Here is a 19,865-nt window from a genome sequence, read left to right on the forward strand (position 1 = left end):
CTGGGGGATCCCGTCATGTCCACGCTGGCCAGACTGAGCCTGCGCAACCGAAGTCTCATCGGGCTGCTCGCCCTGGTGGTGATCGGCTTCGGCGCCTTCGCCCTGCCGCAGCTGAAGCAGCAGCTGTTCCCGTCACTGCAATTCCCGCAGGCGCAGATCATCACGCCGTACGCGGGCGCGTCACCGGACGCGGTCGACCGCCAGGTCACCGAGCCGCTCGAAGGCGGCCTTCAGGGCCTGAAGGGGCTCGAAGAGCTGAACTCGACGTCGGCCGAGGGGCTTTCGCGGATCACCGCGCAGTTCGAGTTCGGCACCGACATCGACGCGGCCGTCGGGCAGATCCAGCGCGTCGTCGACGGGCTCAAGGCGCGGCTGCCGCAGAACAGCGAACCGTCGGTTTCGGCGGGCTCCACCGACGACCTCCCGGTCGTGCTGCTCGCCGCCGGGACCACCGGTGACCCGCAGGCGCTCGCGCCCGCGCTGACCGGGGAGGTCGCGCCGGAGCTGCGCAAGATCGACGGTGTCCGCGACGTCGACGTGACCGGCGCGCGGCAGCCGCGGGTCACCATCGCGCTGGACTACGCGAAGCTGGCCGCGGCGGGCGTCGACCCGTCGTCGATCGCCACCACGCTGCAGACCGCCGGTGCCGCGGTCCCCGCCGGGACGCTGACCGAGGGCGACAAGACGCTCACCGTCCAGGTCGGCGGCGGACCGACCACAGTGGACACGATCAAGAACCTCTACCTGACGCCGTCGGCCACCCCTGGATCGCGCTCCGGCGCACCCAAGCCGGTGCAGCTCGGCGACGTCGCGGACGTCCAGGCCGGGTTCGCGCCGCCGACGTCGATCACGCGCACCAACGGCAAACCGAGCCTCGGCCTGTCGATCACCATGGTGGAGAACGGGAACGCGGTCGCGATCTCGGAATCGGTGCGGGACAAGCTGCCGGAGCTGTCGAAGAAGATCGGCGCCGAGATGAGCGTCGTGTTCGACCAGGGCACCCCGGTCAAGGACGCGATCAGCGGCCTGACCACCGAAGGACTGCTGGGGCTGGCGTTCGCGGTCATCGTGATCCTGCTGTTCCTGATGTCGCTGCGGTCCACGCTCGTGACGGCGGTGTCGATCCCGCTCTCGGTGGTCGTGGCGCTGCTGGCGCTGTGGACCGGCGACCTGTCGCTGAACCTGCTCACCCTCGGCGCGCTCACCATCGCCATCGGGCGGGTGGTCGACGACTCGATCGTGGTGCTGGAGAACATCAAACGGCATCTGGCGTACGGCGAGGAGAAGCAGCGCGCCGTCCTCGACGGGGTGCGCGAGGTGGCGGGAGCCGTGACCTCGTCCACCCTCACCACCGTCGCGGTGTTCCTGCCGATCGCCTTCGTGGGCGGGTTCGTCGGCGAGTTGTTCTCGCCGTTCGCGATCACGGTCACCGTGGCGCTGCTGGCGTCGCTGCTGGTCTCACTGACGATCGTGCCGGTGATGGCGTACTGGTTCCTCAAGCCGCCCAAGACCCCGGCGAACGAGCACGAGGCCGAGCTCACGCGGCAGGCGGCCGAGGACAAGGAGCGCCGCGGGCCGCTGCAGCGCGGGTACGTGCCGGTGATCCGGTTCGCCACCCGGCGCCGCGTCACCGTGGTGCTGCTGGCGCTGATCATCTTCGGCGGCACGGTCGGGCTGGCGTCGCAGCTGAACACGAACTTCCTCGACCAGTCCGGCTCGACGACGCTGAGCCTGTCGCAGAAGCTCCCGCCCGGCACCAGTCCGGAGGCCAAGGAGAAGGCCGCCGGCGCGGTGGAGCAGGCGCTCGCCGCCGAACCGGCCGTCGAGACCTACCAGGTCAGCATCGGCGGGGGCAGCTTCTTCGGCGGTGGCGGGACGGCGACCAGCATCCAGGTCACCGTCGCCAAGGACACCGACCTCGACGCGCTCTCGGATCGGCTGCGGGGCAAGCTGGCCAAACCGGAACTCGGCGAGGTCAAGATCGGCGCGGAAGCGGGCGGGTTCAACTCGGACCAGGTCTCGATCACCGTCACCGCACCGAACGAGGGTGCGCTGAAACCGGCCGCCGAGCAGATCCGCCAGGCCCTGTCCGGGGTGCCGGGCCTGACCGAGGTGACCAGTGACCTCGCGCAGGGTTCACCGCGCGTGCAGGTCGAGGTCGACGCCGCCAAGGCCGCCGCGAGCGGGCTGTCGGCGACCACAATCGGCCAGATCGCGAACCAGGCCATCGCCGGCCGCACGGTGACCCAGCTGCCGGTGGACGGTCAGCGCACGGACATCGTGCTGCGGGCGGGTTCGGCCCCGGTGTCGGTGGACGCGGTCAAGGCGCTGCCGATCCCGAGCGCGACCGGCGTCGTCCGGCTGGACTCGGTCGCAAACGTGTCCACAGTGGACGGACCGGCCGCGGTGCACCGCACCTCGGGCGAGCTGAGCACCACGGTCACCGCCAAGAACACCGGCGCGGACCTGGCCGCCACCACGAAGGCCATCCAGTCCAAATTGGACGGCCTGACCCTCACCGGCGGTGCGGCGTACAAGCTCGGCGGCGTCAGCGAGGACCAGCAGGAGGCCTTCGGGAACCTGTTCCTCGCGCTGCTGGCCGCGGTCGCGATCGTGTACCTGATCATGGTGGCGACGTTCCGCAGCCTGATCCAGCCGCTGATCCTGCTGGTGTCGATCCCGTTCGCGGCGACCGGCGCGATCGGGCTGCTGCTGGCCACCGGGACCGCGCTGGGCCTGCCCGCGCTGATCGGGATGCTGATGCTCGTCGGCATCGTGGTGACCAACGCGATCGTGCTGATCGACCTGATCAACCAGTACCGGGCCTCGGGGATGAGCATCACCGACGCCGTCGTCGAAGGCGGCAGGCGACGGCTGCGGCCGATCCTGATGACCGCGGCGGCGACCATCTTCGCGCTGATCCCGATGGCGCTCGGCCTGACCGGCCAGGGCGGGTTCATCGGGCAGCCGCTGGCGATCGTGGTCGTCGGCGGGCTGGTCAGCTCGACCCTGCTGACGCTGATCCTGGTGCCGACGCTGTACACGATCGTCGAGACGCGGAAAGAGAAGCGTCGCGCGAAGAAGGCGGCCCGCCGGTCTCCTTCGGAAGCGCCGGCCTCCGAGACGCTGACGCCGGAGCCGACCGCGTAGACCTGGAGGCGGGGAAGGAAGGCACGCCGGGCCGGTGGGACGCCCGGCGTGCCTTTCGCCGCTTCGCGTTTAGCCCGGCGGGCGAGTGGTGAGGGACGGTTCTATTGAGGGGTAAGGCAAGTGTGGCGTGCTGCTTCGCTCACCCACCTGCCGACTTCGGGTGTCGCGAAAGCCACTTTCGGGACGTCTGATGTCCCGAAAGTGGCTTTCGCGACGTTTCCGAGGCTCTGTCGCCACCGAAGACCGCAAGACCTGAGGTGAAGGGGACTTTCCGCTCGTGTGTTGAGCGGAAAGTCCCCTTCAGCATGCTCATCGCCGGACGGGGTCCAGGGTGTCTCAAGGGGCCCCTTCAGGACGCTCAACGTCCTGAAGGGGCCCCTTGAGACATGCGCTCTCGACGCTGACCAAGATCCGGTACCGGGAGGCCGCGCACTACTCACGAGAACCAGCGCGGCTCACGCTTTCCGGAACCGCCAGGTCTTGCTGTCGAAGGCCACGCACCACGAAGGCGACAGCACGACGACCCGCAGCGTCCCGTCGGCGGCGACGTCGATGCCCTCGGTCTCGAAGTTCCCGCTGCAGGTGCTCTTCAGCGGCAGCTGCCCCAGCGAGGTCACCCGCCCGGTCACGTCCGAACCGGACAGCGCGCCGGAGAGATCCACCTGCAGCAGCGGCTTGGTGGTCCCGAACAGCGAGCCTTCGGGGTCGTCGGACGAGCACAGCAGGCGCGTCGCGGTGACGAAGTCGCAGCCCTGGATGTCCCGCACCGGCTTGTCGAGCCGGATCGCGGACGAGTACGGCAGGTTCGCCGACGGGTCCGTGTGCGCGACGCCGGGCATCGGGTGCACGAGGAGCCGGTCCATGGTGCCCCACTCGCCCGCCACCATCCAGCGTGCGTCGGGCGTCACGGCGGCGAACGAGTTGTTGTTCGCTTCCCACGACTCCAGCGCGTGTTTGTAGTTCGCCCATTTCCCGTCGGGCGACTCGACGCGGAAGAGTTTCTCTCCCCTGTCGTCACGCTGGTACGGCTCGACGTACCAGCCCTGGGCCGAGCCAGGGTCGCCGACGTGGCTCCAGCCCTTCGAGGAGAGGTCCACGGGAACGGTGGTGATCCCGGTGTAGCGGTAGATCGTCCCGGAAGGCCGTTCGATGGTGGCCAGGCCCTGGCCCTCGTCGAGCGGGCGGGCGTTGTCCGAACCGACCGTGGTCCAGCCTGTGACGGCTTGGGCGGCGGCGGGTGAGAACACCGCGACCAACGCGGCGATGGCGAGCACGATCCCGGTTCTACGCATGAAGGCTCCGTCCCGGCGGGGTTTCGCTGGCGGGTACTGATTACCAGCGAAGACCGGGACGGGCAGCCACCATGTGAAGGATTTTCAGATTTTGTCCGGTTTCGGACACCGGACGGTCAGGTGTCAGTCGCCGGGCTTGAGACCGTCGTAGATCTTCTTGCAGTCCGGGCAGACCGGCGAACCGGGCTTCGCCGACTTCGTCACCGGGAAGACCTCGCCGCACAGCGCCACCACGTGCGTGCCCATGACCGCGCTTTCGGCGATCTTGTTCTTGCGCACGTAGTGGAACATCTTCGGCGCGTCGTCATCGGTGCCGTCGGTGCCCTCGGGACGGGTATCCGGCTTCGGAAGGGTCTGTGTACTCACCCCTCCATAATGCCCCAAATCCTCCTGCGCACACCGGCGACCTGGCAGGATCTCGCCCATGTTCCAGAAGGTGCTCGCGACATTCGGTTCGGGCGGGGCGAAGATCGACGCCCGGCTGCTCGACCGCACGGTGTTCCCCGGCAGACCCCTGCGCGGCGAGGTCCTGCTGCTCGGCGGTGAAGTCGATCAAGAGATCAACGGTCTCTCGGTGAAGCTGCTCGCCCGTGTCCAGACGCCGGACGAGCGCGAACCCGGCGTCGAGGACCTCGAATTCGGCACCCAGCAGCTGGCGGGCAGCGAGCGGATCGGACCGGGCCAGCAGGTCCGGATCCCGTTCGAGGTCGCCCTGCCGTGGGAGACGCCGATCTCCAGCGTCTTCGGCAAGCCGCTGCACGGGATGGCCGTCGGCCTGCAGACCAGCCTCGACATCGCGAACTCCGTCACCGACCCGGTCGACGTCGACGGCGCCGCGATCGAGCCGCTGCCCGCGCAGAAACGGATACTGGACGCCTTCAGCCGGATCGGCTTCGTCTTCCGGGAGGCCGTACTGGAACGCGGCCGGATCAACGGTGCGACGCAGCAGCTCCCGTTCTTCCAGGAGATCCGCTTCACCCCCTCGCCGCGGTTCGCGCCCGCCTTCACCTCCGTGGCGGTGACCTTCCTGTCCTCGTCGTCGGAGACGCAGGTCGTGCTGGAGGTGACCAAGCGGGTCCGCGTGTCCAAGAGCGGCGGCTTCGGCGGACGCGGCCAGGAGTTCCTCGGCCTGTTCAAGGTCGACCACGCCGCGCTGGACCGGGTCGGCTGGGAGCCGCAGCTCGAAGGCTGGCTGCACGAGGTCGCCAAGTCGCGCGGGATCTTCGACTGATGGACTGGCCGACCGCGATCACCCGGCTCGGTGGCGACCACCGGATCGCCGCCGTCGCGTGGAACGACCTCCAGACCCGCTACGCCGAGCCGCATCGCCGCTATCACGATCTGCGGCACGTCACGGCCGTCGCCCGCGACAGCGGGGCCCTCGCCGTCGCCTTCGGCCTGAGCTCACGGGAGCGTGCCCTCGTCGCCATCGCCGCCTGGACGCACGACGTCGTCTACGACGCCCGCCCCGGCGAGGACGAGCAGGCCAGCGCGGCCTGGACCCGCGAGGAGCTCACCAACGCACGGGTCCCGGCGGCCGAAGTCACCCGCGCGGAGGACCTGGTCCTGAGCACCATCCACCACTCAGCCCCGGACGACGACCTCCTCGCCACCGCCTTGCTCGACGCCGATCTCGCGATCCTCGGCTCCCCGCCGTCGAGCTACGCCGAGTACGCGAACGGTGTCCGGGAGGAGTACTCGATCTACTCCGACGAAGACTGGCGCACGGGCCGTGCGAGCGTGCTGGAGAACCTGCTGGCCCGGCCTCGGCTGTATCGCAGCGACATCGCGCGGGCACGCTGGGAGAGCAAGGCACGCGAGAACCTGGCGAACGAACTGACCCGCTGGCGTGACGCGGACCCACATCACCGATGATGTTCGTCCGTGACTCCGCAACTGTCCCTTCACGAAGAGGTCGCCTCCGCCCTCGCCGCCGGTGATCCCGTCGTCGCGCTGGAGAGCACCATCCTCTCCCACGGTCTCCCGCCCGGCCGCAACCTCGACGTCGCGCGACGGCTGGAGAAGGTCGTGCGCGACGGCGGCGCCGTCCCCGCGACCATCGCCGTGCTCGACGGCGTCCCGCTGATCGGCCTCACCGGCGAGCAGCTGGAACGTGTCTGCGCGCCCGGCGCGGACCTGGACAAGCTCTCCCTGCGCGACATCGGCCCGGCCGTCGGCCTCGGCCGCTCCGGGGCGACGACGGTCGCGAGCACCGCGGCACTGGCCGCCGCGGCCGGGATCGGCATGTTCGCCACCGGCGGGCTGGGCGGCGTGCATCAGGGCGCGGCGCTGAGCTGGGACGTCTCGGCGGATCTGGGCGTACTCGCGAAGGTGCCGACCACGGTCGTCTGCTCCGGGGTGAAGTCGGTGCTCGACATCGCCGCGACGCTGGAGCTGCTGGAGACCAACTCGGTGCCTGTGCTGGGCTACCGCACCGGCGAGTTCCCCGCGTTCTACCTCCGCTCGTCCGGGTTCGAGGTGCCGTGGCGGGTCGACGACGCCGCGCAGGCCGCCGCCGTCATCGCGGCGCACCGCGCGCACGCGGAGTCCGGGGTGCTACTGGCGAACCCGATCCCCGAAGCGTCCGAAATGGACAAAGAACTGCACGACCGGCTACTCGCCGAAGGACTGGAACTCTTGAAATCGCAAGGGGTGCACGGCAAGGACGTCACACCGGTGCTGCTGGAGCATTTCCACACCGCGAGCGGCGGCGTGAGCCTCGACGCGAACGAGGCGCTGGTGCTGTCCAACGCGGAACTGGCCACCGAGGTGGCCGTCGCGCTCGCCGGGAACGCGGCATGAGCGGCGGTGGCAGCGGTGGCATTGTCGTCGTCGGTGACGTCGGCCTCGACGTGGTCGCGCGGCACGAAGGCCCCATCCCGCACGGCGGTGACATCCGCGCGAAGGTCCACTTCACCAGTGGTGGCGCGGGCGCGAACACCGCGCTGTGGCTGCGGGCCGAGGAGGCGGAGACCACGCTGATCGCGCGGATCGGCGACGATTCCGGCGGCCGCATGGTGAAGAGCGAACTGGAGGCGGCCGGGGTGCGCTGCGAGTTCGCCGTGGACCCCGAGGACCCGACGTTCTGCGTCGTGGTGCTCGTCGACGGCGCCGGTGAGCGGAGCATGCTCGCCGACCGCGGCGCGAACGCGAAGTTCGCTCCCGAGGACATCACCGAGCAGGCGCTGAGCGGAGCGAGTCACCTGCACCTCTCGGGCTACGTCCTGCTGTACCCGTCTTCGCGGCCCGCGGCGCTCGCCTCGCTGGCGGCGGCGAAGAAGGCAGGGCTGACGACGTCGGTCGACCCGCAGGCGGCGACGCTGATGACCGATCCGGCAGCCTTCCTCGACGACGTGCGCGGCGTCGACCTGCTGATGCCGAACACGAGCGAACTGGTCGCGCTGACCGGGTCGAGCGATCCCGAGGCGGCGAAGGAACTGCTGGACTACGTCGGCGAGGTCGTGGTCACCGCCGGACTCGACGGCGCCAGCTGGGTGGACGCGAGCGGCACCATCACCTCGGTGCCAGCGCAGCCCGCGGACTGCGTCGACTCCACCGGCGCGGGGGACGCCTTCGACGCCGGGGTGCTGGCGGCGTGGCTGCGCGGCGAGTCCACCGTGGAGGTCCTTCGGGCCGGTACCCGCCTCGGCGCCCGCGCGGTCGCGAAGGTCGGCCCGCAGCCTTAACCCCGCAGCCTTAGCCCCATGGCTTAAGTCCGTGAAGGACTCCTTGAGGGACTCTGAGTCCCTCAAGGAGTCCTTCACGGACTCGCGTGGTGCACGCGCGAAACGCGTCAGCCACCGTCGATGACGCGATGCGTGGTGCCTTCGATGCGGGTCGGCTCGGCCTGGTAGCGGTTGACCGTCTCGCTCTTGCGCGGCGGCCGGTCGTTGGCCACCAGGACGGCGATCCAGGGCAACGGGATCGAGATCGCGATCAGCGCCAGCGCGAGCCACCAGGTCTGGTAGAAGATCCCGGCGAGGATGAGGCACGGGATGCGGAACGACATCATGATGATGTACTTCCGCTTGCGTTTGGCGAGCTGCTCTTCGTAGGACGGGGCGGCTTCGGTGATCAGCACCGGAGCGGGTTCCCTCGGTTCGGGACCGTGGGCGGGCGCGTTCACAGCACCACCTCCGGCTTCCATGCTCCCACTCCCCGCGCTCATCCGATACCTGGGTGGGTGAACCGGTGCAGGGCCGCGACCACGAGTGTCTCGACGCCGGCCGAGAGCGTCGGATGCGGGATCGGCGCGAAGAGCGGCGAGTGGTTCGAAGGGATGTCCTGCTCGAACCGCCCGGCGGTCATCGCGGCGATCACCTTGTCCGCGTCCAGCCCGCCGACCAGCCAGAACACCGACGGCACCCCGGCCGCGCGGCCGAACTCGCTGAAGTCCTCGCTGCCGGTGACCAGCGGCGCGGGCATGACGCGGCCCTCGCCGAAGTGGCCGAGGAAGGCGGCGGTGAGGTCTTCGGTGGCCGCATCGTCGTTCTCGGTGACCGGGAACGTGCCGATCCGCTCGATCTCCGGCGGTTTCGGCGCGCCCGCGGTGGCGGCCTCGCCGTGGACGATCCGTTCGACGGCCGCGACGACCTTCTCCCGCACGGCCTGGTCGAACGACCGGATGTTGACCTCGAGGACGGCGTGGTCGGCGATGATGTTGTGCGCGGAGCCGACGTGCAGCGAGCCGACGGTCACCACCGCGGATTCGGTCGCCGAGATCTCCCGCGACACGATGGTCTGCAGCTTGAGCACGACGGACGCGGCGAGCACGGCGGGATCCACCGTCGTCTCGGGGCGCGAGCCGTGCCCGCCCCGGCCGTGCAGGGTGATGCGCAGCGCGTCGGTGGCCGCCATGATCACGCCGGGCCTGGTCAGCACCCAGCCCGCGGGACCGGGGACGACGTGCTGGCCGAGGACGACGTCGGGTTGGCCGGCGGGCCCGAAGACCCCGTCCCGGACCATGCCGACGGCGCCGTCGCCCGCCTCCTCGCCCGGCTGGAACACGACCATCAGCGTGCCGGACCAGTGCGCACGTCCGGACGCGAGCAGCGAGGCGGCGCCGGAGAGCCAGGTGGCGTGCATGTCGTGGCCGCAGGCGTGCATGACCGGGACGTCACGGCCGTCGGCGTCGACCCCGCGCGCGGTGCTCGCGTACGGCAGGCCGGTCTTCTCCTCGACCGGAAGCGCGTCGATGTCGGCGCGCAGCATCACCTTCGGGCCGGGCCCGTTGCGCAGCACGCCGAGGACACCGGTGCGCCCGATGCCGGTGTGCACCTCATAACCGTCGGCCTCCAGGCGCCGCGCCAGTTCGGCGGCGGTGCGGGTTTCGGCGAACGACAGCTCCGGGTGCCGGTGGAGGTCGATGTACAGGTCTTCCAATCCGGGCAGCGCCGCCTTCAGCGGTGCCAGGACACTTTCGAGGCTCACGACCACATCCTGGCAGTATTACCCACCGTGAGCACATCAGCCGCCCTCCCCGACCTGTCCGACGACGTCTGCGCGAGGCTGCGGGACGCCTTCCGCCGGACGGGTTACGACGCCGACGGCGTGGTCGACACTCTCGGATCGGCGCACTCCGCCCTCGGGCGCGGCGAACCCGAACTCGCTTATCGCGCGACCCGCGACTCCGGCGACCTCGGCACGCTGATCCGGTTGTTCCTCCTTGGCTCGACCGAAGCGGAGAAGGATGTCGAGGCCGCTTTCGCGCCGCTGTCCCTTGACGACGCTGTCGCCGCCACGCTGCTCGTGCCCGCCGCCGACGGCTACCGGGCGGGCCTCGACGTCCGTCCGCACGGAGACGACGAAGGCTCGTGGTGGGTCGTCGCCGACCTCGACGCCGACATCCTGGGCACGACCGTGCCCGAGGACCACGTGCTCGGCGTCGGGCACGCCTCGCTCAGCCTGATCCGGGCCACCAGCCGCCGCGAGGTCGGCACCCTGCTCGACGTCGGCACCGGCAACGGCGTCCAGGCGCTGCACGCCACCCGGCACGCGAAGAAGGTCACCGCGACCGACGTCTCGGCGCGGGCGCTGGCGCTGGCCGCGGCCACCTTCCGGCTCAACGAGCTGGACGTCGAACTCGTGCGGGGCGAATGGTTCGCGCCGGTCGCGCGGCGCCGGTTCGACCGGATCGTCTGCAATCCGCCGTTCGTGGTCGGCCCGCCGCGGGTCGACTACACCTACCGCGACTCCGGTCTCGCCGGTGACGACGCCAGCGCGCTCGTCGTGCGGCAGCTTCCCGGCTTCCTCAACGAAGGCGGCAGCGGCCAGCTCCTGGCGTCCTGGCTGCACGTCGAGGGCGAGGACTGGGGCGATCGGGTGACCCGCTGGCTGCCCGCGGAGACCGACGCGTGGTTCGTCCAGCGGGACATCGCGGATCCGGGCCTGTACGTCGGCACGTGGCTGCGCGACGCGGGCATCGACCCCCGCTCCCCCGAAGGCCGCGCGAAATCCGGCGACTGGCTCGACTGGTTCGCCGAAAACAACGTCCAGGGCATCGGTTTCGGCTTCGTCACCCTCCGCCGGGCGGACGGCGCGACACCGACGATCGTGTGCGAGGACCTGCGTCAGGCCTACGACGACCCGCTGGGCGCCGAGGCGGCGAACTGGCTGGATCGGGTGGAATGGCTGCGCGCCAACGGCGAATCCCTCCTCGATGTCCGGTTCCGGGTCCCGGAAAGTGTCCTTCTCGAGAGCGTCGCCGAACCGGGCGAGGAGGGCTGGGCCACGACCGTCCAGCGGCTGCACCGCACCGACGGGCCGGGCTGGTCGCACGAGGTCGACGAACTCGCCACCCGGCTGCTCGCGGGCTGCCGGGGCGCGCTGCCGCTGGAGGACCTGATCGTGCTCCTGGCGGCCGCTCAGGGCCTCGAACCGGAGGAACTGGCCGAAGCCGCGCTGCCCGTCGTGCGGGAACTGGTCCGGCACGGCATGCTCCTCCCCGCCGCCTGATGCGGGCGGTGGTGGCGCGGGTCATGGAAGCGAGCGTGACCGTCGGCGACGAGGTGACGGGCGCCATCGACGAGCCGGGTTTGCTGGTACTGCTGGGAATCCACGTCGACGACGACGTGTCGAAGGCAGTCACGATGGCACGCAAACTGCACGAAGCTCGCATACTTCGCGACGAAGAGTCCTGCGCCACCACCGGTGCCCCCCTGCTCGTCGTCAGCCAGTTCACCCTCTACGGGGACACCCGCAAAGGCCGCCGTCCGTCGTGGACGGCGGCCGCGCGCCCGGAAATCGCCGAACCGCTCGTGACCGCCGTCGTCGACGCCTTGCGCGAACGCGGCGCGCGGGTCGAGACCGGCCGGTTCGGGGCCATGATGGCGGTCCGGAGCGTGAACGACGGTCCGTTCACCCTCCTGATAGAGGTCTAGACCACCCGGTTTCTCCCGCGCGCGGTCATTCTCAGGAAAAGCTCAGGGTTGGTCGAGCAACGTCCCAGGTCAGCCGCCCGTCTCTCCTATAGCGGCCGGGAACGTTTTCGGACCTCCCGGCGTTGAGCAGAGTGTCCAGCCAAGCTGGGCCGACGAGGAGTAGCGGGTTTTCCACAGGGCTTGCTACGCCGAGGCGGATCCGGCGGACAACCGCAGCACGTTCAGCCCGTGACCGGGGAGGCAGAATGTCAGTCCAGACTCTCGAACGCGAAGCGCGCGGGATTCGCGAGCGCCGTATCCCGGCGCAATCCACCCAGGAGCCGGTGAGCACGGTGAGCACGGGGGTGCTCACCGATGCCGACCTCGACGCACAGAGCCCCGCCGCGGACCTCGTTCGCGTGTACCTCAACGGAATCGGCAAGACGGCGCTGCTGTCCGCCGCCGACGAGGTCGAGCTGGCCAAGCGCATCGAAGCCGGCGTGTTCGCCCAGCACATGCTGGACACGGCCGAAAGCCTCACGCCGAAGCGGCGCTCGGAGATGTCCGCGCTCGTGCGTGACGGCCACGTCGCGAAGAACCACCTGCTGGAGGCCAACCTCCGCCTCGTGGTCTCGCTCGCGAAGCGCTACACCGGCCGGGGGATGCCGCTGCTCGACCTGATCCAGGAGGGGAACCTGGGTCTGATCCGCGCGGTGGAGAAGTTCGATTACTCCAAGGGGTTCAAGTTCTCGACCTACGCCACCTGGTGGATCCGCCAGGCCATCACCAGGGGGATGGCCGACCAGGGACGCACCATCCGGCTGCCGGTCCACCTGGTGGAACAGGTGAACAAGCTGGCCCGCATCAAGCGGGACCTGCACCAGCAGCTCGGCCGGGACGCCACCCACGAGGAACTGTCCGCGGAATCGGGCATTCCGGCGCACAAGATCTCCGATCTGCTCGACCACTCGCGTGACCCGGTGAGCCTCGACATGCCGGTCGGCACCGAGGAGGACGCCCCGCTCGGTGACTTCATCGAGGACTCCGAGGCGACCGACGCCGAGAGCGCCGTGATCTCCGGTCTGCTCCAGGACGATCTGCGCCGCGTGCTCGCGACGCTGGACGACAGGGAGTCCCAGGTGATCCGCCTGCGCTACGGCCTCGACGACGGCCAGCCGCGCACGCTCGACCAGATCGGCAAGCACTTCGGGCTGTCGCGTGAGCGCGTTCGGCAGATCGAGCGAGAGGTCATGTCGAAGCTTCGTCAGGGTGAGCGGGCAGACCGCCTGCGCGCCTACGCTTCGTAATCCTCACTGAGCCTTTCGGCGCGGAAAAAGCAACACCCGTTCGGCAGCGTTGACTTATGACCTGCGTCACGAGACCGTCGAGCAGGTCGAAAGTCTTCGCGGTCGGGCGTTCGCGCCCGGATCGCTTTCCACGGGAGGTCGGGTCCGTCGGGGTGGGCCCGGCCTCCCGAATTCTTTGTCGGTACCGTGAGCAGGTTCCCGATGCCGGCAAAGGAGCCCGCGAAGTGGCGCCCACCACGTTCCAGCACACCGAAGTCCTTCCGCTCGCCAAGGACACCCGCACCGAATACCGGCTTCTCGGCACCGAAGGTGTCGAGGTCGTAAAGGCCGCGGGCCGGAAGTTCCTCAAGGTCGAGCCCGAGGCGCTGACCAAGCTCGCCAAGACCGCGATCACCGACATCCAGCACCTGTTGCGCACGTCACACCTCGCTCAGCTGCGGGCGATCGTCGACGACCCCGAGGCCAGCGGCAACGACCGGTTCGTCGCGATGGACCTGCTGCGCAACGCGGCGATCTCCGCCGGCGGCGTCCTCCCGATGTGCCAGGACACCGGCACAGCGATCGTGATCGGCAAACGCGGCGAAGGCGTGCTCACCGGCGCTGACGACGAGCGCGCGCTGTCGCGAGGTGTTTTCGACGCCTATCAGGAGCTGAATCTGCGCTATTCGCAGATGGCGCCGGTGAATTTCTGGGATGAGCGGAATACCGGGACCAACCTGCCCGCGCAGATCGAGCTTTATCACAAAGACGGTCAAGGCGACCCCAGCTACGAATTCCTGTTCATGGCCAAGGGCGGCGGCAGCGCGAACAAGACTTTCCTCTATCAGGAAACGAAAGCGGTCCTGAACCCGAAGCGGCTCGCGAAGTTCCTCGACGAGAAGCTGCGCAGCCTCGGCACCGCCGCGTGCCCGCCGTACCACCTCGCGATCGTCGTCGGCGGCACGTCGGCGGAGTTCAACCTGAAGGTCGCGAAGCTGGCCTCCGCCCGCTATCTCGACGACCTCCCGACCGAGGGATCCGAACTGGGTCACGGTTTCCGCGACGTCGATCTCGAACAGCAGGTGCTGGAGATGACGCGCCAGTTCGGCATCGGCGCGCAGTTCGGCGGCAAGTACTTCTGCCACGACGTCCGCGTGATCCGCCTGCCGCGGCACGGCGCGTCCTGCCCGGTCGGGGTGGCCGTCTCGTGCTCGGCCGACCGCCAGGCGAAGGCGAAGATCACCGCCGACGGCGTGTTCCTGGAGCAACTGGAACGCGACCCGGCCCGGTTCCTGCCGGACGTCACCGAAGACGACCTGTCCGACGAGGTGGTGACCGTCGACCTGAACCGCCCGATGACCGAAATCCGCGCCCAGCTCTCGCAGCTTCCGGTGAAGACGCGCCTGTCGCTGACCGGCCCGCTCGTCGTCGCCCGCGATATCGCGCACGCGAAGATCGCCGAGCGGCTCGACGCCGGTGAAGAGATGCCTCAGTACCTTCGCGACCACCCCGTGTACTACGCGGGCCCCGCGAAGACGCCCGAGGGCTACGCGTCGGGTTCCTTCGGGCCGACCACCGCGGGCCGCATGGACTCCTACGTCGAGCAGTTCCAGGCCGCCGGCGGCTCGCTGGTGATGCTGGCGAAGGGCAACCGGTCCAAGAAGGTGACCGCCGCGTGCAACGAGCACGGCGGGTTCTACCTCGGCTCGATCGGCGGCCCGGCCGCGCGGCTCGCGCAGGACTGCATCAAGAAGGTCGACGTGCTCGAGTACGCCGAACTGGGGATGGAAGCGGTCTGGAAGATCGAGGTCGAGGACTTCCCCGCGTTCATCGTCATCGACGACAAGGGCAACGACTTCTTCGAGGCCACTTCGGAACCGGTGCTGCAGATCAGCTTCCGCTAGTTCCTTGGTCCGCGAAGGCCTCCTTGAGGGACTCTGAGTCCCTCAAGGAGGCCTTCACGGACTTCTGCCGTTACCGCATCTGCTTCAGCACGACGGTCCGCTCACCCAGCGGCGCCGAAAGCGCCACCGAGATCACCGGATGCCGGATGTCCATGGTGCACATCTGGCCCGTCTGGCCCTTCAGTTCGGTCAGGTTGACGGTGACCCTGGTCCCGTCCTGCTGCGCGGCCTCCGCCGTCGCGTGCCCGCAGCCACCTTCCTGGCCGCGGACGTTCAGGATCGTCCCGCCGTTGCTGGTGTACACCTCGCGCGGGTAGTCCGCCGGCAGCGCCGACGCGTCGAGCTGCTTGTCCGGCAGCTTGGCGCTGCCCTCCGGGACCTCCTGCCGCGGCGCGCCCGGCTGCCCTGGCAGGCTGCCCGGCACGGACGGCGCCGAAGAAGACGGCGGCACGGTCGGCGACGGCGGCACGGTACTCAGGGTGCCGCTACCGGGTCCGGCCGCGGGTTCCGCTGCCTGGTTCTGCGCCCCGCAAGCGGATACCGCAACGACGATCAGGCCAAGGCCGATGACATTCGTTAAGTACCTCATGCGGCTAGGACGGAACGGGACGGCCGTGGGGTTGCACATGATCTCAACCCGCTTCCAGGACGACGGTCCGCGAGCCGAGCGGCTCGGCGAGTTTCACCGGCAGGACGGCGTAGCGGATGACCTGCGGGCACATCTGGCCCGGTTTGCCGTGGTCGATCTTCACCTTGACCACGACCTGTCGCGGGTTCTGATCGGCGAGGTTCGCCGTCGCCTCGTCGCAGCCGCTCAGTTCGATGTGCACGTTCAGGCCGCCGTTCTCCGCGCTGACCTGCGCGGGCACTTTCGCGTCGACCTGGCCCGGCGGCAGCATCTTGTCCATCGGCGGCGGGCCGACGGTCGGCCGCGACATCGGCGGTTTCGCGACCGGCGGGCTGGCCGGGAGCGAGGTGGGCAGATCCGAGGGTGTGGTGACGACCGGTGGGGTGCTCGTGTTCGCCGGTGCGCCCTGGCCGCCCGCGCCGCAGGCGGCCAGGGCGGCGAGCACGAGCCCCGCGCCCAGCGTCTTCGCTGCGTTCTTCATGGCGGCAAGACGGAACGAGCCCGGTGAACGGTTGCATCAACGCTGTGTCGTTCAACGCTGGGCGGCCCGCCCGCGGGCCAGTCCGAGGATCACCACCCCGGCGAGGGTGACGGCCAGCAGCAGCACCGTGCTCGCCGACGCCAGGAACACCTGACCCCGGTCCGTGAGCGCGAAGATGCTCGCGGGAAGGGTGCGCCAGTCCGGCGGGTACAGCATCATCGTCGCGCCCAGTTCGCCCATCGACATCGCCAGCGCGAGACTCGCCGACGCCGAGATCGACGGCAGCAGGACCGGCAGCCGCACCCGCAGCAGCACCCGGACCGGCCCCGCGCCGAGGCTCGCCGCGGCCTGCGCCAGCAGCGGGTCCATCCGCGCGATCGCGGCGGAGACGGTGCTGAAGGAGAACGGCAGCAGGATCATCACGTGTCCCAGCAGCACGATCCAGCGTGTGCCGTTGAAGGCCAGCGGCGGACGGCTGAACGCGACCAGCAGCGCCAGTCCCAGCACCACCGACGGCACCGCGATCGGCAGGTGGAACAGGGTGTCGACGGCCTTCCGCACGCGCGGCCCGGCGGCGGGCGCGGCGAGCGCGGCCCAGGTTCCCAGCAGCACCGAGACCATCGACGCGATGACCCCGGTCTGGATGCTCACCGAAAGACTCGCGAACGTCTCACCGGAGAACGCCTGCGCGAAATGCGAGCCGGTGAGCGCGCCGGGCAGCAACCCCGTCCAGTTCCCGGCGACCGAGGCCAGCACGATCATCAGCAGCGGCGCCAGCACGATCGCGGTGAACAGCACCGCGAACACCGCCCACAGCAGGAAACGGCTACGTTTCGTCCACAGCAGCACGACGGCCTCCGTTCGTCAGTCGCCGGTAGATTCCGTACAGGGCGAGGGAGAACACGACGTTGACCACCGCGATGACACACGCCTGCGGGAAGTCGAACGTGACGATTCCCTTGCCGTAGACCAGCATCGGCAGTGTCGTGACGTCCTTGGCACCGAGGAACAGCACGATGCCGAACTCGTTCATCGCCAGCAGCATGGTCAGGCAGGCACCGGAAGCCAGCGACGGCAAGGCCTCCGGCAGGATCACCTGACGCAGCACCCGGCCGGGTTTCGCGCCGAGGCTGGCCGCGACCTCCATCTGCGCCGACGACACCTGACCGAACGCGGCGAGCGCCGGCCGCAGCACGAACGGCGTGTAGAAGGTGATCTCCGCCAGGAGGATCCCAAACGGCGAGTACAGGAATCCGCCCGCGCCCAGGATGCCCGCGCTGCCGTAGATGAAGGTGAACGCGAGCGCGATGAGGAACGACGGGAACGCGAGCACGGTGTCCACCAGCCGCGAAAGCGTCCGCGCGCCGGGGAACGGCACGAAAGCGATCACGAGCGCGAGGAACGTCCCGAGCACGACGCAGCCCGCGGTGGCGCCGAGCGCGAGTGCGACGGTCTTCCAAGCCGCGTCCCGGAATTCCGCCGAGCCCAGGACGTCCAGCCACACCGAAAGACCGAATTCGCCGGTCTTCGACTCCAGGGACTGCAGGACGACCAGCACGAGCGGGTAGCCGAAGAAGCCGAGCAGGACGAGCACCGGCGGCAGCAGGAGCCAGCCACGGCCGGGCTGTTTCTCCCGCCGCCGCGCCGGTGCCGTCGCCGCGGCCAAGGCGAGGCCGGTCATCCGACACCCACCAGCGGGCAACCGTCCGGAATGGACACTCCGACCCGCTCCCCCACGCCGGGCAGCCCTTCGACGTCCGGCACCTCGGCGCGGACCTCGCCGCCGTCGTGCGCCAGCTCCAGGTCGAGCCGGAAACCCGTTCCGCGCCACTGGACACCGCGCAGCACGGCGGGCAGCGCGCCGGGGGCGTCCACCGCGGTGACCCCGACCCGGTGCGGCCGGACACCGAGTGCCACGGACTGCCCCGCCCGGAACGTCCCGGACGGGTCGGCGGCCAGTTCACGGTCACCGAGCCGGACCCTGGTGCCGTCGGGCTGGATCAGTTCCACCGGGATGAGGTTGGACGCGCCGAGGAAGCTCGCGGTGAACTCCGTCGAGGGACGCTGGTAGAGCTCGCGGCTCGGCCCGAGTTCGACCAGTTTCGAGTCACGCATGACGGCGATCCGGTCGGCCAGCGCGAGCGCCTCGCCCTGGTCGTGGGTGACGTAGATCAGTGTGGTGTCGGGAAGTTCGGCGCGCAGCCGCAGCAGTTCCGCGACCATGTCCTCGCGCAGGGCGGCGTCCAAAGCGGACAGTGGCTCGTCCAGCAGCAGCACGCGCGGCCGGATCGCCAGTGCCCGTGCGAGCGCGACGCGCTGCTGCTGGCCACCGGAGAGTTCACGCGGGTAGCGACGGGCGTACTTGCCCATCCCGACCAGCTCCAGCGCTTCGGTGACCCGGCTCGCCGTCTCCGCTCGCGGCGTTTTCCTTGCTTTGAGGCCGAAAGCGACGTTGGCCTCGACCCGCATGTGCGGGAACAGCGCGTAGCTCTGGACGACCACGCCGAGCCCGCGGCGGTGCGGCGGCAACTCGGTGACGTCCTCGCCGTCGAGCAAGACCCGGCCGGTGCTCGGCACGACGAAGCCCGCGAGCGCCTTCAGGGCCGTCGACTTGCCGGAACCGGACGGCCCGAGCATGGCCAGGGTCTCCCCTCTCGCCACGGTGAGATCCAGTGGCGAGAGGGCGGTCGTCCGGCCGAAGCGGACGGACACCCCGCGGAACTCGACCGCCGGGGTCATCGGCCCACGGCCTTCTTGTACGCGACGAGGTCGGCGTCGAGCTTCGCGAGGACGGCGTTCCAGTCGGGCTGCCAGATCTCGACGCCGTCGAGGGCGGCCTTCACCTTGTCCGCGCGCGGGCCGGACGGGGTGACGTCGGTCCGCGACGGGGCACCGAAGGCGTCGACGGCCTTGCCCTGCACCTCGGGCGAGAGCAGGAAGTCCAGGAACTTCTTGGCGTTCTCGGCGTGCGGGGCGTTGTTCACGAGACCCGCGTAGTACGGGAGGGCGAAGGTGGACCGCTTGCCCTGCGCGTCGGCCGGGAAGAAGATTTCGAAGCCACCGCTCTTCTCGATCGAGGCGAGGTTCATCTGCACGTCGCCGTTGGCCACCAGGATCTCGGCTTTGGCCACCTTCGGCTGGAGCTTGCCGGTGGAGGACGACGGGCCGACGTTGTTGGCTTCGAGCTTCGCGAGGTAGTCGAGCGCGCCCTGGTCGCCGAGGACGTGCTGGAGCTGCAGCAGGACCGCGGTGCCGTCGCCCGCCTCGCCGGGGGTGGAGTACTGGAGCTTGCCCTTGAGCGCCGGGGCGAGGAGGTCGTCCCAGGTCTTGGGCGTGGCCTGCGGGTTGCGGATGAAGCTGAGGTAGTTGTTCATGACGGCGAAGTAGCGGCCCTGGCCGTCCTTCTGCCCGGCGGGGACCTGGTCGATCCCGGCCGGTGCCGTGGTGGCGAGCAGGCCCTGCGACGCGGCCCGCTGGATGAACGGCGGGAGGGTGACCAGGATGTCGGCCTGGGTGTTGGCCTTCTCCTTCTCCACCCGCGAAGCGACCTCGCCAGAGCCCGCGGTCACGGCCTGGACGGTGATGCCGGTCTTGGCCTTGAACTCCTCGATACGCTGGGCGTACCAGTCTTCGAGACCGTCCACTGTGTACAGCGTGACGGTCTGGTCGCCGGACGCGCCGCCGGCGGTACCGCCACAGGCGGCCAGGGTGAGAGTGAGCAGCCCGGCGAGGGCGGCGGCCGCGAGTTTCTTCATGTCGTCAAAGC

General features: G+C 69.7%; 19 protein-coding genes. 9 read left to right on the forward strand and 10 right to left on the reverse strand.

Annotated features, from left to right (window positions below):
- Window positions 1-15 precede the first annotated feature (15 nt).
- Window positions 16-3,150: an efflux RND transporter permease subunit gene (locus tag AMYAL_RS0142535; RefSeq protein WP_020637413.1), complete on the forward strand. Its 3,135-nt coding sequence runs from the start codon at window positions 16-18 to the stop codon at window positions 3,148-3,150.
- 455 nt (window positions 3,151-3,605) lie between these two features.
- On the opposite strand, the gene AMYAL_RS0142540 is transcribed toward AMYAL_RS0142535, so the two are convergent.
- Both AMYAL_RS0142540 and AMYAL_RS0142545 read right to left on the reverse strand, forming a co-directional pair.
- The gene (locus AMYAL_RS0142540) at window positions 3,606-4,442 is read right to left on the reverse strand and encodes a hypothetical protein (RefSeq protein WP_026467915.1); all 837 of its coding nucleotides are present in this window, start codon (window positions 4,440-4,442) and stop codon (window positions 3,606-3,608) included.
- Window positions 4,443-4,565: 123 nt separating this feature from the next.
- Entirely contained in the window at window positions 4,566-4,808 is a 243-nt protein-coding gene (locus AMYAL_RS0142545; protein ID WP_005164469.1) for a DUF3039 domain-containing protein, read from the reverse strand.
- Window positions 4,809-4,866: 58 nt separating this feature from the next.
- On the opposite strand from AMYAL_RS0142545, the gene AMYAL_RS0142550 reads away from it, so the two are divergent.
- The 4 genes from AMYAL_RS0142550 to AMYAL_RS0142565 are packed head-to-tail and all read left to right on the forward strand — an operon-like array spanning window position 4,867 to window position 8,128.
- Entirely contained in the window at window positions 4,867-5,673 is an 807-nt protein-coding gene (locus tag AMYAL_RS0142550; protein WP_020637415.1) for a sporulation protein, read from the forward strand.
- On the forward strand, window positions 5,673-6,317 hold the full coding sequence (locus AMYAL_RS0142555; protein ID WP_020637416.1) for an HD domain-containing protein: 645 nt from the start codon (window positions 5,673-5,675) through the stop codon (window positions 6,315-6,317). The genes AMYAL_RS0142550 and AMYAL_RS0142555 overlap by 1 nt, the downstream gene beginning before the upstream one ends.
- Before the next feature lie 9 nt (window positions 6,318-6,326).
- Window positions 6,327-7,244 (forward strand): pseudouridine-5'-phosphate glycosidase, encoded by a 918-nt coding sequence (locus tag AMYAL_RS0142560; protein ID WP_020637417.1) that lies wholly within the window; start codon window positions 6,327-6,329, stop codon window positions 7,242-7,244.
- Entirely contained in the window at window positions 7,241-8,128 is an 888-nt protein-coding gene (locus tag AMYAL_RS0142565; protein WP_020637418.1) for a carbohydrate kinase family protein, read from the forward strand. Before AMYAL_RS0142560 ends, AMYAL_RS0142565 begins: the two co-directional genes overlap by 4 nt.
- 107 nt (window positions 8,129-8,235) lie before the next feature.
- Here the strand turns inward: AMYAL_RS0142565 and AMYAL_RS0142570 are convergent, their stop codons facing one another.
- Window positions 8,236-8,589 carry a DUF3099 domain-containing protein gene (locus AMYAL_RS0142570; RefSeq protein WP_020637419.1) on the reverse strand — a complete coding sequence of 118 codons (354 nt, stop codon included), beginning with the start codon at window positions 8,587-8,589 and terminating at the stop codon, window positions 8,236-8,238.
- A gap of 17 nt (window positions 8,590-8,606) precedes the next feature.
- Complete coding sequence (locus tag AMYAL_RS0142575; RefSeq protein WP_026467916.1) at window positions 8,607-9,872, reverse strand: amidohydrolase; 1,266 nt, start codon at window positions 9,870-9,872, stop codon at window positions 8,607-8,609.
- 27 nt (window positions 9,873-9,899) lie between these two features.
- Here AMYAL_RS0142575 and AMYAL_RS0142580 point away from each other — a divergent pair, with 27 nt between their 5' ends.
- The 4 genes from AMYAL_RS0142580 (at window position 9,900) to AMYAL_RS0142595 (ending at window position 14,990) form a co-directional block, all read left to right on the forward strand.
- Window positions 9,900-11,396 carry a DUF7782 domain-containing protein gene (locus AMYAL_RS0142580; RefSeq protein WP_020637421.1) on the forward strand — a complete coding sequence of 499 codons (1,497 nt, stop codon included), beginning with the start codon at window positions 9,900-9,902 and terminating at the stop codon, window positions 11,394-11,396.
- Entirely contained in the window at window positions 11,396-11,821 is a 426-nt protein-coding gene (dtd, locus tag AMYAL_RS0142585; protein ID WP_020637422.1) for a D-aminoacyl-tRNA deacylase, read from the forward strand. Before AMYAL_RS0142580 ends, dtd begins: the two co-directional genes overlap by 1 nt.
- A 245-nt stretch (window positions 11,822-12,066) precedes the next feature.
- Window positions 12,067-13,107: a sigma-70 family RNA polymerase sigma factor gene (locus AMYAL_RS0142590; RefSeq protein WP_020637423.1), complete on the forward strand. Its 1,041-nt coding sequence runs from the start codon at window positions 12,067-12,069 to the stop codon at window positions 13,105-13,107.
- 224 nt (window positions 13,108-13,331) lie between these two features.
- A complete protein-coding gene (locus AMYAL_RS0142595; protein ID WP_020637424.1) occupies window positions 13,332-14,990 on the forward strand; it encodes a fumarate hydratase in 1,659 nt (552 codons plus the stop codon).
- Window positions 14,991-15,060: 70 nt separating this feature from the next.
- Here AMYAL_RS0142595 and AMYAL_RS0142600 read toward each other — a convergent pair whose 3' ends face one another.
- The 6 genes from AMYAL_RS0142600 to AMYAL_RS0142625 form a co-directional block, all read right to left on the reverse strand.
- Complete coding sequence (locus AMYAL_RS0142600; RefSeq protein ID WP_020637425.1) at window positions 15,061-15,459, reverse strand: hypothetical protein; 399 nt, start codon at window positions 15,457-15,459, stop codon at window positions 15,061-15,063.
- 163 nt (window positions 15,460-15,622) lie between these two features.
- The gene (locus AMYAL_RS0142605; protein ID WP_020637426.1) at window positions 15,623-16,099 is read right to left on the reverse strand and encodes a hypothetical protein; all 477 of its coding nucleotides are present in this window, start codon (window positions 16,097-16,099) and stop codon (window positions 15,623-15,625) included.
- A gap of 51 nt (window positions 16,100-16,150) precedes the next feature.
- Window positions 16,151-16,948 carry an ABC transporter permease gene (locus AMYAL_RS0142610; protein ID WP_020637427.1) on the reverse strand — a complete coding sequence of 266 codons (798 nt, stop codon included), beginning with the start codon at window positions 16,946-16,948 and terminating at the stop codon, window positions 16,151-16,153.
- Window positions 16,926-17,780, reverse strand: a complete 855-nt coding sequence (locus AMYAL_RS0142615; protein WP_020637428.1) for a 2-aminoethylphosphonate ABC transporter permease subunit — start codon at window positions 17,778-17,780, stop codon at window positions 16,926-16,928. The genes AMYAL_RS0142610 and AMYAL_RS0142615 overlap by 23 nt, the downstream gene beginning before the upstream one ends.
- The gene (locus AMYAL_RS0142620) at window positions 17,777-18,838 is read right to left on the reverse strand and encodes an ABC transporter ATP-binding protein (RefSeq protein WP_020637429.1); all 1,062 of its coding nucleotides are present in this window, start codon (window positions 18,836-18,838) and stop codon (window positions 17,777-17,779) included. Before AMYAL_RS0142620 ends, AMYAL_RS0142615 begins: the two co-directional genes overlap by 4 nt.
- Window positions 18,835-19,854, reverse strand: a complete 1,020-nt coding sequence (locus AMYAL_RS0142625) for a 2-aminoethylphosphonate ABC transporter substrate-binding protein (protein ID WP_020637430.1) — start codon at window positions 19,852-19,854, stop codon at window positions 18,835-18,837. Before AMYAL_RS0142625 ends, AMYAL_RS0142620 begins: the two co-directional genes overlap by 4 nt.
- Window positions 19,855-19,865 lie beyond the last annotated feature (11 nt).

The organism is Amycolatopsis alba DSM 44262, assembly GCF_000384215.1.
GTDB lineage: Bacteria > Actinomycetota > Actinomycetes > Mycobacteriales > Pseudonocardiaceae > Amycolatopsis > Amycolatopsis alba.